14 protein-coding genes are annotated in these 16,629 nt (G+C 62.5%); 5 read left to right on the top strand and 9 right to left on the bottom strand.

What is annotated here, in order from left to right; genetic code table 11:
• The first annotated feature begins 24 nt into the window (after window positions 1-24).
• Genes F561_RS0106950 through F561_RS0106935 form a run of 4 tightly spaced genes read left to right on the top strand, consistent with a single transcriptional unit; the run spans window position 25 to window position 4,173 of the window.
• Entirely contained in the window at window positions 25-708 is a 684-nt protein-coding gene (locus F561_RS0106950) for a response regulator transcription factor (RefSeq protein WP_026298664.1), read from the top strand.
• Window positions 705-2,159, top strand: a complete 1,455-nt coding sequence (locus tag F561_RS0106945) for a sensor histidine kinase (RefSeq protein ID WP_019009228.1) — start codon at window positions 705-707, stop codon at window positions 2,157-2,159. Before F561_RS0106950 ends, F561_RS0106945 begins: the two co-directional genes overlap by 4 nt.
• Before the next feature lie 57 nt (window positions 2,160-2,216).
• A complete protein-coding gene (locus F561_RS0106940; protein WP_019009227.1) occupies window positions 2,217-3,200 on the top strand; it encodes an aldo/keto reductase in 984 nt (327 codons plus the stop codon).
• Window positions 3,181-4,173: an FRG domain-containing protein gene (locus F561_RS0106935; RefSeq protein WP_245556450.1), complete on the top strand. Its 993-nt coding sequence runs from the start codon at window positions 3,181-3,183 to the stop codon at window positions 4,171-4,173. Before F561_RS0106940 ends, F561_RS0106935 begins: the two co-directional genes overlap by 20 nt.
• Window positions 4,174-4,262: 89 nt before the next feature.
• Here the strand turns inward: F561_RS0106935 and F561_RS0106930 are convergent, their stop codons facing one another.
• The 3 genes from F561_RS0106930 to cphA are packed head-to-tail and all read right to left on the bottom strand — an operon-like array spanning window position 4,263 to window position 8,882.
• Entirely contained in the window at window positions 4,263-5,120 is an 858-nt protein-coding gene (locus F561_RS0106930; RefSeq protein WP_019009225.1) for a cyanophycinase, read from the bottom strand.
• Entirely contained in the window at window positions 5,117-6,025 is a 909-nt protein-coding gene (locus F561_RS0106925) for an isoaspartyl peptidase/L-asparaginase family protein (protein ID WP_019009224.1), read from the bottom strand. The genes F561_RS0106930 and F561_RS0106925 overlap by 4 nt, the downstream gene beginning before the upstream one ends.
• Complete coding sequence (cphA, locus tag F561_RS24980) at window positions 6,018-8,882, bottom strand: cyanophycin synthetase (protein WP_245556449.1); 2,865 nt, start codon at window positions 8,880-8,882, stop codon at window positions 6,018-6,020. The genes F561_RS0106925 and cphA overlap by 8 nt, the downstream gene beginning before the upstream one ends.
• A 339-nt stretch (window positions 8,883-9,221) precedes the next feature.
• Here cphA and F561_RS0106915 point away from each other — a divergent pair, with 339 nt between their 5' ends.
• The gene (locus tag F561_RS0106915) at window positions 9,222-10,295 is read left to right on the top strand and encodes an IS4 family transposase (RefSeq protein WP_019009221.1); all 1,074 of its coding nucleotides are present in this window, start codon (window positions 9,222-9,224) and stop codon (window positions 10,293-10,295) included.
• A 108-nt stretch (window positions 10,296-10,403) separates the two neighbouring features.
• Here the strand turns inward: F561_RS0106915 and F561_RS28705 are convergent, their stop codons facing one another.
• The 6 genes from F561_RS28705 to F561_RS0106885 all read right to left on the bottom strand — a co-directional run bounded on the left by F561_RS28705 (window position 10,404) and on the right by F561_RS0106885 (window position 16,387).
• Window positions 10,404-10,595, bottom strand: a complete 192-nt coding sequence (locus F561_RS28705; protein WP_157451631.1) for a hypothetical protein — start codon at window positions 10,593-10,595, stop codon at window positions 10,404-10,406.
• A 378-nt stretch (window positions 10,596-10,973) separates the two neighbouring features.
• Window positions 10,974-11,369 (bottom strand): DUF779 domain-containing protein, encoded by a 396-nt coding sequence (locus F561_RS24975; protein WP_040380053.1) that lies wholly within the window; start codon window positions 11,367-11,369, stop codon window positions 10,974-10,976.
• Window positions 11,370-11,455: 86 nt separating this feature from the next.
• Complete coding sequence (gene adh / locus F561_RS0106900) at window positions 11,456-12,997, bottom strand: aldehyde dehydrogenase (RefSeq protein WP_019009218.1); 1,542 nt, start codon at window positions 12,995-12,997, stop codon at window positions 11,456-11,458.
• A gap of 121 nt (window positions 12,998-13,118) precedes the next feature.
• Window positions 13,119-14,336, bottom strand: a complete 1,218-nt coding sequence (locus F561_RS0106895) for a DUF790 family protein (protein ID WP_019009217.1) — start codon at window positions 14,334-14,336, stop codon at window positions 13,119-13,121.
• The gene (locus F561_RS0106890) at window positions 14,323-15,747 is read right to left on the bottom strand and encodes a DEAD/DEAH box helicase family protein (protein ID WP_019009216.1); all 1,425 of its coding nucleotides are present in this window, start codon (window positions 15,745-15,747) and stop codon (window positions 14,323-14,325) included. Before F561_RS0106890 ends, F561_RS0106895 begins: the two co-directional genes overlap by 14 nt.
• A gap of 328 nt (window positions 15,748-16,075) precedes the next feature.
• The gene (locus F561_RS0106885) at window positions 16,076-16,387 is read right to left on the bottom strand and encodes a hypothetical protein (protein WP_019009215.1); all 312 of its coding nucleotides are present in this window, start codon (window positions 16,385-16,387) and stop codon (window positions 16,076-16,078) included.
• Window positions 16,388-16,629 lie beyond the last annotated feature (242 nt).

Below are 16,629 nucleotides of genomic sequence, written 5' to 3'. Positions count from 1 at the left end.
CAGGCCTGGGCCTACCATGCAGGCATGAGCGCCCTGATTCTGATTGTCGAAGACGAACCGCAACTGGCCGAAGTGCTGGAAGCCTACGCACGGCAGGAGGGCTACCGCACCGAACGCGCCGCAGACGGCCTGATGGCCCTGACCGCCTACCGCGCCGCACACCCCGATCTGATCCTGCTGGACGTGATGCTGCCGGGCAAGAGCGGGTTGGACGTGCTGAAGATCGTCCGCGCCGATGGCCTGACACCCGTGATTCTGGTCACCGCCCGCGCCGAAGAGACTGACCAGATCGTGGGGCTGGAACTGGGAGCCGACGACTATGTGGTCAAACCGTTCCGGCCCCGCGAGGTGATGGCCCGCGTGAAAGCGGTGCTGCGCCGCGCCACTGCCGCCCTGGAAAGCAACGAAAAACCGCTGCGGGTGGGAGAACTCGAAATCGACCGCCGCGGCGTCTCCGCCCGCGTGCACGGGCATCCGCTGGCGCTCACGCCTGCCGAATTCCGGCTGCTGGCCCATCTGGCGCAGGCTCCGGGCCGGGCCTTTACCCGCGAAGAACTGCTGGCCGCCGCCCTGCCCGAAAGCGAGGCGCTGGAGCGGGTGGTGGACGCGCATCTGGCGAGCGTGCGCCGCAAACTGGAAGCCGCGCATGCGGGCGGCCTGCTGCACACGGTACGCGGGATCGGGTACAGGCTGGAGGCGTCCGCTTGACCAAGCCGCCGACCAAATCAGTGCCGCTCTCGACTTTCAGCCGACTCAGACGCGGCCCCAGCCTGACCGTGACGCTGATGTTGACCATGTTGGCGATGGTGCTGCTGACCATCGGCGGCATGTTCTTGTTCAGCAATCTGGCCGTCAAGCGTCAAATTGCCCGTCTGCCGCCCGAGGTGCAGGCCTACCTGCGGGCAGGACAGGCCGCCGAACGGCTGGGACAGCAACTGGCCCCCAATCCCCCCACGCCCGAAATCCGTCTCGGCAACGACCCCGACGCCTATCTGCTGCCGCCCGGCGATTCGAGTCCGGGGGTGTACGGCACGGTGCCCAATCCCAACGGCCCCACGACAACCATCGAAAACGGCCTGCGTCCACAGCCGCCCGGCGATACGGGCAGTGGGGAACGCCGGGGCCGCACCTCTTTTTCGGGTCTCCTGCCTGCGGCCGTGAACCCACGTACGCAGGATTTTGTGCGCGACGTGCAGAGCAGTCTCATTCAGGCCGGAGTGTTGGCGGCCAGTGCCGCGCTGGTGCTGGCGCTGCTGCTGGCGCGGCGGGTGGTGCGGCCCATCGGGGCAGTCAGCCGGGCCGCCGCAGAATTGGCCGCAGGCAATCTGGCGGTGCGTGCCCCCACGCTGGGCGCAGAGCGGGAGGTGGCGGAACTGGCCCGCACCTTCAATGAGATGGCCGAGAGTTTGCAGGCCCTGGAGCGCGAGCGTCAGCACGCGGTGGCCGACATCGCCCACGAACTCCGCACACCGATTGCCATCATGCAGGCGCGGCTGGACGCCATCGAGGACGGCGTCTATCCGCTGACGCCCGAACAGGTGACGCTGCTCAGCGGACAGACGCAACTGCTGACCCGACTGGTGGGCGACCTCAGAACACTGACACTGGCCGACGCGGGCCGCCTGGGACTGAATCCGCAGGGCGTGAACCTCGGTGAATTGGCCGCGCAGGTGGTCCGCGATCAGCAAGACCGCGCCGCCGCCCGCTCGCTGAGCCTCACCTTCCGGACCGCGCCGCCCACTCTGATGCCCGCCGCCCTGACCGCCGACCCTGACCGTGTGCGGCAGGTGACCAGCAACCTGATCGAAAATGCGCTCCGGTACGCCAGTAGCCGTGTAGAGGTGCAGATCGAGGCGATGCCGGACGCCGTACAACTGCACGTGGACGACGACGGCCCCGGCATTCCCGCCGCTCAGCGCGACGCCGTGTTCACGCGCTTTACCCGTCTGGACGAGAGCCGCGCCCGTGATACCGGGGGCAGCGGACTGGGCCTCTCGATCGTGCGGGCACTGGCCGCAGCGCACGGCGGGCGGGCCAGCGTGGACCGCAGTCCGATGGGCGGGGCACGTTTTACGGTGACGCTGCCCCTGCACCCGGCGGGGCGGGAGTCCTCGGGTCTGGGATTGGCGGGCCTGACGGCAGATACACCGCTGCGTTAAAGCGGGGTTCTGGGCCGCCTCATCTGTCTGCCAACGCCAGAAGCGTACCTTGAACCTATGACCATTCACAGGCGGGCACTGGGACGCACAGGAATACAAGTCAGCGAGATCGGCTACGGCGCGTGGGGAATCGGGGCCGACATGTGGAAGGGCGCACAGGACGACGAAAGCCTGACCGCACTGCGCCGCTACATAGAGTTGGGCGGCAACTTTATAGATACGGCCATGGGCTACGGCGACGGCCACAGTGAGCGTCTGGTGGGTCAGGTGGCCCGCGAGCATGAGGGCGTGTATGTGGCGACCAAAATCAGCCCCAAGAATATGCAGTGGCCTGCCCGCTCCGGCACCCGCGCCCCGGAAGCCTTTCCCGGCGACTGGGTGGTGCAGTGTACCGAGGCCAGCCTGGAACGCCTGGGAACGTCCAGTATCGACGTGCAGCAGTTTCATGTCTGGGACGACAACTGGCTCAGCGTAGGCGACTGGCAGGAGGCCGTGGCACAACTCAAGCGCGACGGCAAGATCAGGCACTTCGGGATCTCGATCAACGACCATCAGCCGAACAACGCGGTCAAGGCCGTGGAAGCGGGCGCAGTCGAAACGGTGCAGGTCATTTACAACGTCTTCGACCAATCGCCGCAGGACCGCCTGCTGGATGCCTGCCTTGCCAACGGCGTGGGCGTGATCGTGCGTGTGGCGCTGGACGAGGGCAGCCTGACCGGAAATATTACGGCTGACACGACCTTTCCGGACGGAGACTGGCGCAACAACTATTTCGGCGGCGACCGCAAGGCCGAGCTTCAGCCCCGGCTGCGGGCCATAGAGCAGGCGCTCGGGATTTCCACGGCGCAACTGCCGGAAACGGCGCTGAGATTTGTACTGGCGCACGAGGCCGTGAGCACCGTGATCGTGGGGATGCGCTCGGTTCGGAATGTGGAGCGCAACGCTGCGCTGGGCGACGGCCAGAGCCTTTCTGACGAACAGGTCCAGCAACTGTATGCCCACCGCTGGGAGCGCAACTGGTATGAGCCAGCCACCGATTGATCAGCCTGTGAGCGGTCAGCGAATGGCTCCGCCGCCGTCCCACTCTGGCCCGGAGCCTATCGAAGAGATTCGCGTAACCTCCTGGGCACACCTGCTGGACGTGCTCTACACTGGTGGCTGGAACGCTGGTCTGAGGCGGCACCGTTCGCCCTATGTGTTCCGTGGATCGCACGACGCCACCTTTACCCTCCAGACCTCTCTGCAACGGTTGGGCGGCGATCCCGCAGAAACAGAGCGCCATCTGCTGCGCAATTTCCGCAAATATGCCCGCCAGGAGAGCATGCAGGGCGATACGGTCTGGGACTGGCTGGCGTTGGGACAACATCACGGCCTGCCTACCCGCCTGGTGGACTTTACCTATTCTCCACTGGTGGCGCTGCATTTTGCCACCCGTATGCCCTCGCAATTTACCCACGACGGGGCCATCTGGCGGGTCAATCCGGCCCGCGTGCATGAGAGTCTGCCTGCGCCTCTGCGCGACGCTCTGGCCGGTGAAGGGGCGCAGGTCTTTACGGTGGAGATGTTGCAGAGCGTGATGTCGCCGGGGCGGAAAGGCTCCAGTCTTATTGCCGCGCCCCTGGCGGAATTGGCGGCGCTGTCGGAGTCTCCATTTCTGACTTTCCTGGAGCCGCCTTCTCTGGACGCCCGGATCGTGCAGCAGTTTGCGCTCTTTGCGCTGCCCAGCACGCCCGAACTTCAGGTCGAAAACTGGCTGGAATCCCAGCCTCACGCGGCCCTCAAGATCACCATTCCTGCCGACCTGAAGTGGCAGATTCGGGATCATCTGGATCAGGCCAATATCACCGAGCGCACCCTGTTTCCGGGGTTGGCCGGGCTGGCCCAGTGGTTGGCGCTGTATTACATGACACCGCCGTTGCCGCCTGGAGCAGAACAGGACGCAGATACCAACCTGCTGGAACAGAATGTGGATGCGCTAGATCGGGAGCTTGGGCCAACAGATCAGGTCAGATGAAGGGCGTCGCAGCAGAAACTCTTCAGTCCTGCTGCGACGCCCTTTTTTTGTCTCTCCATTCACTGAGGTGAGGTAAGAACGCGGCTTCCTCAGCTGTCGCTCGCCTGATTCAGTTCCAGTTCATGGCTGCTTTCGATGTCTGGGGCGTGATCGGGGCGGCGGGTTTTGAGATTGAAGCTGTCGCCGTGGGCCAGCACATGCAGCCGCACATCGGTCAGCGAGAGGGCGCGGTTGTGCCCACCGTCGGCAATGTTGGAATAGGTCACTCCTGCGCCGTCCAGCACGTACACTGCGCCCGCACCAACCACACGGAAGGAGCTGTCCCGCACCACGATGGCGGTGTTTTCATCTATGCCGATCCCCAGCAAGCGGGGATTGTGGGCCACGGCGCCCAGCAGGCGGCCAATGCGCCCACGTTCGCCAAAGTGCTGGTCGATCATCACGTCGCGGATCAGGCCGAGGCCAGGGGCCATGTGCAGGTCGCCAATGCGGTGAGATTCGCTGCTGGTACCGCGCACCAACATGGTTTCGCTCATGACGCTGGCCCCGGCAGAGGTGCCCGCGATCACGCCACCTGCCTCAAAAATCTCGTGAACGCGGACTTCCAGCGGCGTGTCGCCTATCTGGCTGGTAATTCTGAGTTGATCACCGCCAGAAAAGAACACGCCCGCCGCACCGTCAAAGACAGCCTGCTTTTCGGGCAACAGGGTTTCGGCCCGTTCCTGCACGTACAGTTCGGCCATCTCGGTCACGCCCAGCGCACCGAAGGCCTGCTGATAGGTTTCAAAGTAGCCTTCCGGCTGGTGTGAGGCGACTGTGGCAAGAACAAGTTTTCCGCCGTGCAGGTACCGGGCAACCTCCTGGAGAATCAGGCGCTTGCCTTCCTTGTCTTCATGGCCGCCAATGATAATCAGCGTGCCAGATGCAGTTCTCTGGGATTCGGTCATACAGTGTCCTCGCGTTTCAAAAAAACCTGTGCGCTCTGCTGCGACGTGGCATACGCCACCGCGAAATGTGGGCTGCGGTGATCCCAACCGACCCTGCCCCCAGCGTCTATGGCAATGGCTCCGGCATCGGTTTTATCGGTGTCGGTCAGGCGGTCAAGGTGCCCCAGAGCACTTGAAACCGCACTCTGCACGTCAGTTTTTTCCATCGCGTGCATGATCCGGCCCGCCAGCATCAGGCGCGAAATGGCCTCGCCATGACCCGACAGGGCCACGCCGCCCAGGGTGTTGTCGGCATAGAACCCGCAACCGGGCAGCGGAGAGTCTCCGACCCGTCCGGGCAGTGTTCCGTTCAGGCCGCCCGTAGAGGTTCCGGCCACAAGATCGCCGTATTGATCGAGTGCCACGCAGCCCACGGTGTCATGCCCAGGCAGGGGTTCTGCCGCTTCACTGGCCTGCTGGGGCAACAGCATCTCGGCTGGGTCGCACAGTTCCGCGCCGTACAGGTCTGATTCGGTGTGTTCGGCAAAGTGCCGCGCCCCCTCTCCAATCAGGAGCGTCGGCGGTTCCTTGAGCAGCGCCCGCGCCACCGAGACGGGGTGCCGCACGCCCTGAATGCCCGCCACCGCGCCCACCGCCAGCGTCGCGCCCTGCATCAACGCCGCGTCCATCTCAACCTGCCCGTCGGCATTGGGCACCGAGCCGAAGCCTGCATTGAAGGTCGGATCGTTTTCCAGCGCACGCAGGACGGCTTCGGCAGCGTCGAGGGCGTGGCCGCCCGCTTTCAGAATCTCTTGACCGGCCACCAGCGCCGCGAGGCAGCCCCGGCGATTGGCTTCCTCCTGCTCAGGCGCAATCTCTTTGGCTCCGCCGTGCAGGATCAGCGCCCAGATCGGTGGATCAATCATGGCCTGCTCGCTGAGATTGGGTGCCGCTGCCTGTCTGGTCAGTGCGCGTATTGGGGCGCTGATCTGGGCGGGGCGAGACGGAAGGTTGAGCCTGAGTTTCGGCCCGGCTGTCCGGCACAAAGGTCTGGACCTGCTGCCACACAGCGTCAATCGCGGTGGGCATCAGGGCCACCAGATCGCCGGGCCGGGCCAGACGCAGCGAGGCCTCTACAGCATCGGTCTCGTGCAGCACGCGGCGCATCCGTTCGGGCGAGAACCCCGCGCCCAGTGCGCCCTGTGACAGCAGCGCCATGACCTCGCCGCTGGCCCGGCCCCGTCCGTCCGGCGCCTCCCGGAAAATCAGGTCGTCGAAGGTCCGGGCGGCAATGGCCCCCATCTCCTCTATGTCCTCGTTCCGGCGGTCACCGGGAATGCTGACCATGCCGATGGTGCGGGCATACTGGGGCCGCAATTTGCCCACCAGATCGCTGAGCGCCGACAGGCCCGCCGGGTTGTGCGCGTAGTCCACAATGACGCGGAAGCCGTGCCCATCATGCACATTCAGGCGTCCGGGCGACTGTTCGAACGAAGAGGTGAAGGTGGACAGGGCGCTGCGAATCTCACCCACCGGGAGGCCATGAGCAAAGCACATCGCGCAGGCCGCCAGAGCGTTCTGTACGTTGAAACCTGCCAGGCCCCCCAGGGTAGCGGGAATCTCGGCGGCGGGCATGATCGGCAGGCGCTGCTGCTCGCTGCCCCCGTACACCACGATTTCGCCCTCTTCGAGAACCACGGCCATGCCTCCAGCCCCCACATGCCGCTCCAGTTGACTCAGGCCGTGCATGGAGAAATACACCACCTGGCCGCCCGCCGTGCGCCGCATCCGGGCCGTCAGGGGGTCGTCGGCGTTCAGGATGCTGTGGCCGCGCCGTCCCACCACATTCACCACCAGCGACTTCAGGCGGGCCAGATCCTGCAGGGTGTCTATTCCCTTCAGGCCCAGATGGTCGGAGGTGACGTTCAGCACTGCGCCGACATCGGCCCGGTCTATGCCCAGGCCCTCGCGCAACATGCCTCCGCGTGCCGCCTCGATCACGGCCACATCCACAGTGGGATCACGCAGCACCATGCGGGCACTGCGGGGGCCGGTGGCGTCGCCGGGGGCCACCAGTTCGCCGCCGATATACACGCCAGACGTGCTGGTCATCCCCACGGTGAGGCCCTGAGCGGCCAGCACATGCGCCACCATCCGGGCCGTCGTGCTTTTGCCATTGGTGCCCGTCACGGCCAGAATCGGAATCCGGGCACGCGAGCCACGCGGATACAGCATCTCGATGACGGAGCGGGCCACGTCTCGCGGCTGGCCTTCCGAGGGTTCAAGATGCATCCGGAATCCCGGTGCGGCGTTCACTTCGACAATGCCGCCCCCCGTTTCGCGCACCGACTGGGAAATATCGGGGGCCAGGAAGTCTATGCCCGCGATGTCCAGCCCCACGGCCTGCGCGGCGCGGCGGGCAAACAGGGCATTGGCCGGGTGAATATCGTCGGTGCGGTCTATGGCGGTGCCGCCTGTAGAAAGGTTGGCCGTGGAGCGCAGCACCACCGTCTGGCCCGCATCCGGCACGGAATCCAGCGACAGGCCCGCCGCCGCCAGCAGCCCCCGCACCTGTGCATCGATCCGGATGCGGGTCATCACGTTTTCATGGCCCGCACCGCGCCGGGGATCGCGGTTCACCTCGTCAATCAGGGCCTGCACCGTGCTGACACCGTTGCCGACAACCTGCGCTGGCACGCGCTGGGCCACCGCCACCACCTGCCCATTCACCACCAGAATGCGGTGATCGTGCCCGGTGTAGTGCTGCTCCAGAATCACCCGCGCCGAATGCTGGGCCGCCAGTGCAAAGCCGGAGCGCACCTCGTCGGGTGTGGTGAGGTGGGTGCTGACGCCGCGCCCATGGTTGCCGTCCAGCGGCTTGGTCACGAGGGGATATCCCAGCCGCGCCGCTTCACGCACGGCCTCGTCGGCGCTGCGAACCACTGCGCCACGCGGCACAGGCACGCCCGCATCCGACAGGAGTTGCTTGGTCAGATTCTTGTTGCTGGCGGCGTCTACCGCCACATGCGACGTCTGCCCGGTAATGCTGGCCCGCAGCCGTTGCTGATTTTTGCCGTACCCCAGCTGAATCATGCTCAGTTCATCCATGCGGAAGACCGGAATGCCGCGCCGCCGCGCCGCCTGCACCAGGGCCGCCGTCGTGGGGCCAAGTCGGGTGCGCCGAACCAACGTGCCGAGGATCTCCAGCGCAGCAGGCAGATCAAAGCTTCCATCGGGCAGATTCAGGGCCGCCAGACTCCCGGTTTCATCCCGGTAGGCCACGTCCAAACCGCGCACGCCGCGTAAATCGGACGGCAACAGGGAATCCACAAGTTGCAGGGCCAGCCGTCCGGCCAGCAAGCCCACCTTCTCTTCCTGGTAGGCGTACATCATGTTGTACACGCCCTCTCTGCCTTTTACGGAGCGGGTTTTGCCACGCGAAACAGGCGAACCTGCCAGCGACTGGAGTTCCAGCGCCACATGTTCGGTGACGTGGCCCAGCCAGGTGCCCGACTGAAGCCGCTCGACCAGACCGCCGGGCCGACCCAGGCTGCACTGATGGGTGTGGAGACTGGGCAGCAGCGCCAGCAGGCGGCCATTGAAATCCGGCAGACGGTGGGAAGGCCAGGCTTCCAACGTGCCCAGATCCAGCATCAGCCGGATCATTGGAAAGAAGCTGTAGAGGTGCGGCCCCCGGTACACGCCCTTTTCAAGAACGCGCATGGAGGAAGGCAGAGGAGAGGACGGCACGGCGCGGGCAGAGCCGCTATCGGGCAGGGTCATGGTCAAGGTTTCCTTTCAGAAAGAAGGCGAGGCTAAAAGTCAGATAGGCATCAGGAATGCGGCTCTATTCTAGAGAGCCAGATTGAGTCTTCTTCTATGGGAATACGGGTGAAACCTTAACAACTGGCCGAAGACTGTAAAATTTGTGACGTTTTAGCCTTATAGCTCTACAGTAGCGAGCAGGTGAACACCAAGTCTTTTGTTGTTTTTCAATCTCTATTAGATTAATCTGGAGAGATAGAGTAAAAGTCTTCTTCTGTTGTATTGATTGGCCTCTCTCTAGGGGTCAAAAGTCGGGAGTAGGCAGCAAAAGTCGGCTCCTGTAGGTTGTTTTCTGCAATGAAAGCCACCCGGAGCCGACTCCCAGAAGATACCCTGTCCAGTTACCTTGCCACCGTTCTTCCCATTGATCCCCGCCGACTGGCCGTGCTGGCTGCACTGATCTTGGCCATGATTGAGAAGCGCACGGTGTGCCTTGCTCAGCTAGTGAGTTGCATCCGCCTCGTCGGAACCGACGAGACCATTTACCAACGCCTCAAACGCTTTGCTCAATTTGCATGGACAGATCAGCAGCTCTTGACGGCCCGACTGGTGTTGAGTCATTTCCGGGATGACGCTGAACTGGTGCTGATCCTTGACCGCACGAATTGGAAGTGGGGCAAGGCCGATGTGAACTTCTTGATCTTGAGCGTGCTGTGGAAGTCATTCAGCTTCCCCTTGGCTTGGCAAGTGTTGCCACACAGCGGTAACAGCACTACTGCTACTCGAGTCGCGCTGCTGGAATCGGTGCTGCCTTTGATGCAGGGCAAAACTGTTGCCCTGCTCGCAGATAGAGAGTTTATCGGCAAAGAGTGGTTTCAGACGCTCAAACGGCTGGGCATCAAACCAACCATCCGACTCCACGTCACAACCAAAGCCGACGGGATCGAGGTGTGGGCCTATTTCAAGAAGCTCCATCCGGGAGAACTTCGCATCTGGCATACCCCGATGACGGTCTATGGCGTGAAGATGAGGGTTCTGGCCTGCCAGAACCTGTACGGACAGACGCTTTATCTGGCGTATCACGGTTATGGTACCCAGGCCATCAGACGCTACGCTTGGCGCTGGAACGCAGAAAATATGCATCAAGCCCTCAAGGGACGAGGCTTTGACCTTGAAGCGACCCGCTTGACCGAGGGCACACGAGTGAGCTTGCTCTTTGGTGTCGTGTCACTCGCCTTCATGTGGTGCTGCTTGAGCGGGGACTTCGTCGCAACGAAATCCCCACCGAGAATCCTGAAACACGGCTACCCCGCGAAAAGCCTCTTTCGATTAGGCCTTGAGGCACTTCAAAGTGCACTGTCAAGTAGGCCAAAGGGAAATAGTCCGTCTAGGCCGTCATTCCAGCAACTCCTAGCCACTTTTGACCTGTAGAGGCCGGCCCATTGCCCACACTTTGCTGAAGAACCGACCAGTCACGTGGCCTGGGCAGCAGGCCACATGAACGGGGAAAGTCAGCCCCAGGATTTAGCCCACCTTTGGTCAGCTGTCCGCCTTGTTCACGGCTCCGTAAATCAGCACTTCGCCTACGAAAAACGCCCCCACAATCCAGCCGCGCAGATGTGCAATCCCCAAAGCATCGGCAAACAGGGCCAGGGCGCCACAGATCAACGCCCACAACACGAGCCAAGGAAAGGGTTTTTGGCTAAAAACTGATTTGGAAGGTGAGGTCACACGAGGCAGCATACAAACGAATTGACCGTGCGTCAAGCAAAATTACGGCGAGGGGCAGGGCTTCTTGTAGAAATTAGCTTCAGGCAACTTTCATCGCAGGAGTCATCCTGCAGAAGCCGATTTATGCTGCCTACCCCCGACTTTTGACCCCTAGAGAGGATTGGCCTATAGCAGGAACCGCCAGAAGTCTCCTGGGAGGTTCTGGCGGTGTGAATTGCGGCCCACGGGTAAGGTGGCCCAAAACGTATGTCAAGTCTGTCGCCGTCGATATCCAATCTAGCTCAGAGGACACGATCAAGATGCATTCTCTTCGATCCTCTGTTTCGCAGCTTCATGAGGCGATTCGCAGAGATGATCTGGAGATTGACTTCGACCTGTTCAGGCCAACGAATTGGCAGGATGGACCGGAAAGAGATGATCCAGCTCGGCATCGTCGTACAGGCGCGAGCGGATCAGGAAGCGCACGCCTTCCGGGGCTTCTACGCTGAAGCCGCCGCCCCTGCCGGGAACGATATCGACGGTGAGTTGGGTGTGTTGCCAGTATTCAAACTGACTGACCGACATGTAGAACGGTGTACCAGCGATCTCGCCCATATACATGTCGGAGCCGCCGACCCGGAATTCTCCGCGTGGGTAGCACATCGGAGAACTGCCGTCGCAGCAGCCGCCCGACTGGTGGAACATCAGAGGGCCGTGCTGCACTTCCAGCCGTGCCAGCAGGTCGCGGGCAGCGTCGGTGATGTTGACGCGTGGAACAGGAACGGAGTGGGTCACCTTGTCTCCAGAAAGTAAAAAGAGAACATCGGCGGGCAGGGAGCCATTGCAGGCCACCTCCACCCACCGAAGTCAGAAGGCCAGCCTCAGAAGAAGCCGAGCTTGGAGGTGCTGTAGCTGACCAGCATATTCTTGGTCTGCTGGTAGTGATCGAGCATCATCCGGTGGTTTTCGCGGCCAATGCCCGACTGCTTGTAGCCGCCGAACGCCGCGTGTGCGGGGTAAGCGTGGTAGCAGTTGGTCCAGACGCGGCCAGCCTGAATGCCGCGCCCAAAGCGGTAAGCCTTGTTGATGTCCCGCGTCCAGATGCCCGAGCCGAGGCCGTACAGGCTGTCGTTGGCAAGGGCCAGAGCATCGTCATCGTCTTTAAAGGTGGTGACGGACAGCACGGGGCCGAAGATTTCTTCTTGGAAGACCCGCATGCGGTTGTGGCCCGCGAAGATGGTGGGTTCCACGTAGTAGCCTTCCGCAAGGTCGCCCTCAAGGTGGGCACGGTGGCCGCCCGTCAGGACTTCTGCGCCTTCCTGCCGCCCGATATCGAGGTAGGACAGGATTTTTTCCAGCTGGTCGTTGCTGGCCTGAGCGCCGATCATGGTGCCCGGATCCAGCGGATTGCCCTGCTTGATGGCCTGCGTGCGGGCAATGGCACGTTCCATAAAGCGGTCATAGATGGATTCGTGAACGAGGGCGCGGCTGGGGCAGGTGCAGATTTCGCCCTGATTGAGCGCGAACATCGTAAAGCCTTCCAGCGCCTTGTCGAAGAAGTCGTCGTCCTCGTTCATCACGTCGGCAAAAAAGATGTTGGGGCTTTTGCCACCCAGTTCCAGCGTGACCGGAATGATGTTCTCGGAGGCGTACTGCATGATCAGGCGGCCCGTGGTGGTCTCGCCCGTGAAGGCGATCTTGGCGATGCGGGGGCTGCTTGCCAGAGGCTTGCCCGCCTCCACGCCAAACCCGTTGACGATGTTCAGCACGCCGGGGGGCAGCAGATCCGCGATCAGTTCCATGAGCATCAGGATGGAGGTGGGCGTCTGCTCGGCGGGCTTCAGGATCACGCAGTTGCCTGCGGCCAGCGCCGGGGCCAGCTTCCACGTCGCCATCAGAATCGGGAAATTCCACGGGATGATCTGTCCGACCACGCCCAGCGGCTCGTGGAAATGGTAGGCCACCGTATCGTTGTCGATCTGGCTGATCCCGCCTTCCTGGGCACGTATCGCGCCTGCAAAATAGCGGAAGTGGTCGATGGCGAGCGGCAGATCGGCGGCCATCGTTTCGCGCACCGGCTTGCCGTTTTCCCACGTTTCAGCAATCGCCAGCTTCACCAGATTCTGCTCCATGCGGTCAGCGATTTTCAGCAAGATATTGCTGCGCTCGGTGACGCTGGTGCGGCCCCAGGCGGCGCTGGCGGCATGCGCGGCGTCCAGCGCCAGCTCGATGTCTTCGGCGGTGGAGCGGGCCACCTGCGTGAACACCTTGCCCGTAACCGGGGTAATGTTGCCGAAATACTGCTCCCGCGTGGGCGGAACCCATTGACCCCCAATGAAGTTGTCATAGCGGGCCTTGAATTCGACCTGACTGCCGGGCTGGTTGGGCTGCACAAACGCTTGCGGTTTGTCCTGTACCGTCATGCTTCCGCCTCCTAGATTTTTAGTGCTTTTCTATCCTACACCCGGTGTAGTGAGAAGCAAATGCAGGAAACGTCACCAAGTCGCAACACCAGATTGGGGGTATTCCACCGCAATGGGAAAATCAGGCGGGCCAGCCCTGTTCGGCCCGCTCCAGCACCTCTTTGGGATTCAGCACGCCCTTGAACCACACGACGCGGTTGCCAAAATCGGCCAGATTCACGCCCGCCTTATCCAGATTCAGGCGCTCGGAAACGCACACGATTACGTCTGTTCGACCCGATTTTCTCAGCAGCTCAAATTTTTTGCGGAGGTATTCGGGCCGCCAGTAGCCCACGATTTCGACCAGCACGCTGCGGCCATCCGGGTGCTTCAGGCGAAAATCGGGGATGACGACGCCCCCCGGCACAGGCACCAAGTCCACCTCGCGCTCCAGCACCCACGGCGTCTCCAGCTTGGTCCAGCGGTCTGCAAATCCGGCTTCCAGGGCGCTGTCATGGTCTTCGGGCGGCTTGTAGTGGCTGACGTAGCCGTCCTCACTGGTCATCTGGAACGACCATTCCTCATCGGTGGCATCTACCCACGCCAGATCTTTGCGGGGCTTCAGGGTGGCACTCAGGTCCCATTTGGTGACGTGCAGCAGGGCAGGCAGGAACTTTGCCATCGCCAGGCCGTAGCGCGTGGTGCCGCTAAACAGACTCATGGGGCCGTCTACAGTGAGGGTAAAGCCGTAGTCGGGGTCGCCTTCTACTGTGACCATCAGGCCAAAAAACTTGGTGTATTTCAGCAGTTGCTTGTAGCGGGCGGGTTCATTGCGGCGGGCCGTGATGATCAGGCTGGAGGCCCGGTACAGCGTGCCCTGCGCCTGTGCCAGATCAAAGCGTTCCAGCAGGGCAGCAGGTTCGGGAGCCTCGAACAACACCAGGGTCTGCTGGTCGGCCAGATCGGCGTACAGGGCCGCCGCCACGGCTTCGGGCGCGACGGCCAACGCCTGCGCTGCCCTTTCCAGCACCCGCGCCGTGGCCGCCCGACTGGGGGGTTGGGCCTGCGCGAGTTCAAAGACTTTGGCCCGCACCACGCCCGGTTCCACGTCGCCGCCCGCCTCGAAGGTGCCCAGCGAGGTCAGCAGATGCGCCAGCCCCCGCAACACTCGGAAATCGGTTCGGCCCGCCTCCAGCACCTTGAGTTCGGCTTCCAGTTCTCCGCGCTGCTTGCCGATATTGGACTGAAACAGATCAATCAGGGTCTGGGCCAGTGCCAGATTGCCCGAGGTGGCTTTCAGGCGGCGCGGCTCCACGATTCCGGCCTTGACCCGGAACATCAGCAGTTCAGTGGGGAGCATTCAGGTTCTCCCAGATACTGGCTTCGTGGGCTGCTGGCTCCCGCGCCTGCCCGCCTCCCGGCTTCCACTGCCCGCGCCGCTGCTGGCTGACCCGTTCTTCGCTGGTACCCTCGGTAATGACCTCGTACAGCACGGCATTTTTGCCTTCTGCCCGCCGCAGAATCCGCCCGAGACGCTGGATATGTTCGCGCTCGGTGGCCGTGCCGGACAGCACGACGGCCACGCTGGCTTCGGGCACATCCACGCCCTCGTTCAGCACCCGGCTGGTGACCAGCACGCGGTAGGTGCCGTCTCTGAACTTTTCCAGCAGGGCGTGGCGCTCCTTGGTGGGCGTCTGGTGCGTCAGGGCCGGAATTAGAAATTCACGGCTGACCCGGTACACGGTGGCGTTGTCGTCGGTAAAGATCAGGGTGCGGGCGTCGGGATGATTCGCCAGGACTTCTTCCAGCACGCGCAGTTTGCCCTCGGTGCCGTAGGCGAGGCTGCGGGCCTCGCGGTGGGCCAGCATCGCGCTGCGGCCCTGCGGCGTGCCGCTGCCCATCACAAACTGTTTCCAACCCTCGATACTGCCCAACTGAATGCCCGACAGGCGCAAAAAGTGGTTTCGGTGGGCGATCAGTTCGTCGTAGCGCTGCTGCTCGTGCTGGCTCAGGCGCACGCGGATCACGACTTCCCGGTAATCGGCCAACGTGCCGCCCGACAGGTCTTCGGGTCGGCGCTGATACACCACCGGCCCCACCAGCGTGTCCAGATCGCGCTCACGCCCGTCGCTGCGTTTGGGAGTGGCCGTCAGACCGAGGCGGTAGGGGGCCAAACCCATCTCGGCCACCACCCGCGTCCAGTCGGAGGGCAGGTGATGAACCTCGTCGTAGACGTGCAGGGCGTAGCGTCCGGCGAGGGTTTCGGCGTGGATGGCCGCCGAATCGTAGGTGCTGACCAGCAGCGGGGTTTCGTCGTGGCTGCCGCCGCCCAATACGCCCACATTGGCATCGGGAAAGGCCGCCACCAGGCCCGAATACCACTGCTGCAACAGGTCCAGCGTGGGCACACAGATCAGGGCGCTGCGGGGCGTATCGCGCAGGGCGAGGTGGGCCACCAGCGTTTTGCCTGCCCCCGTGGGCAACACCACCACACCCTGCCGCCCGGCCCGCTTCCATTCCTGCAAGGCTCCGGTCTGGTGAGGATAGGGCTGGACCTCGCGCCCATACACCAGTTCCAGCTTCTCAAAGGCGCTGGCTTCATCGGTCACGCTGATGTTTTCGCGCTTCAGGGTTTCCATCACGGCGCGGTAGGCGCGGCCCGGAGCACGCCAGGACTGGCTGCGTTCATCCCACTGAAACAGCTCTTTCAAGATTGCGGGCGGGTCTTTCATGACCAGGGTACCCCGGTCCAGCCTCAGCAGGGGCGGCATCAACAGGGCCTCTGAGGTTGCACCAGCCTGATGCTGAATTCCAGATCATTGTCCTTCTTTCTTTGCCGCAATTGCATAAGGATTGGCCCTCAAGTCAGTTAAAATATCCGGTTTGAATGAAGGCTGATTCGCTTTCCTCCGACCTACAGATAATCTCATGACCGCAGAGCGCGAAATGAGGCAAATGGCTGAAAGTGCTGGCAGCTTTTATAAAGATGACCTTTAGATCAATAGGATGAAGTGGACCATCACAGAACAAGAAAAGCAGGCGACCCTTTTGACGGGATCACCTGCTTCTGGAATTGATGGATTCAGATAGAAATTTGCTTTAGCCCTGATGTTGCAGCGTGCGTGCTGCGGTGGCCGCCACATGCTCGGCCTTCTTGTCGGCGGGCAGGAAGGACAGGTGACCCTCGTAGGAACCGAGGTTAAATTTCATGGGGCGCTTCTCGACCAGGGTGCCCTGCATCAGACCGTGCTGGGTCATCACGTACAGGTCGCAGCGTCCGGTATCGGCGCAGGCATTCCGCAGGGCGTCAATATCCACAGCGAGGGGAATGGGCTGATTGGCGGTTGCCTCGGCCAGAATGGTGAGGCGCTTGTTTTGTGCGACGTGGTACTTGCCTTGAAGGGTCAACATGGGGAAACTCCAATGTGAAATAGTGGGAGTGAGACAAATGTGGGGTGGACGAAAGGCGGCGTGGGCAAACCGGCTCAACCGACGCTGCTTACGGAGCCGCGGGCGTGAAACCCGACCAGCCCTGAAAACGCCTTGACAGCTTGTTGTGGAATAGGCGCGTAAAAAGAGGAGCGGAGAGCATCTCTGCCGCTTCAGACGAACGAAATGAGTTCAGAGGAGTAGTTCGGAACGACGCACCGAAT

This window comes from Deinococcus aquatilis DSM 23025, from assembly GCF_000378445.1.
GTDB lineage: Bacteria > Deinococcota > Deinococci > Deinococcales > Deinococcaceae > Deinococcus > Deinococcus aquatilis.
Note: the sequence above shows the minus strand (reverse complement) of the source record. Positions and strands in the feature narration are given on the sequence as shown.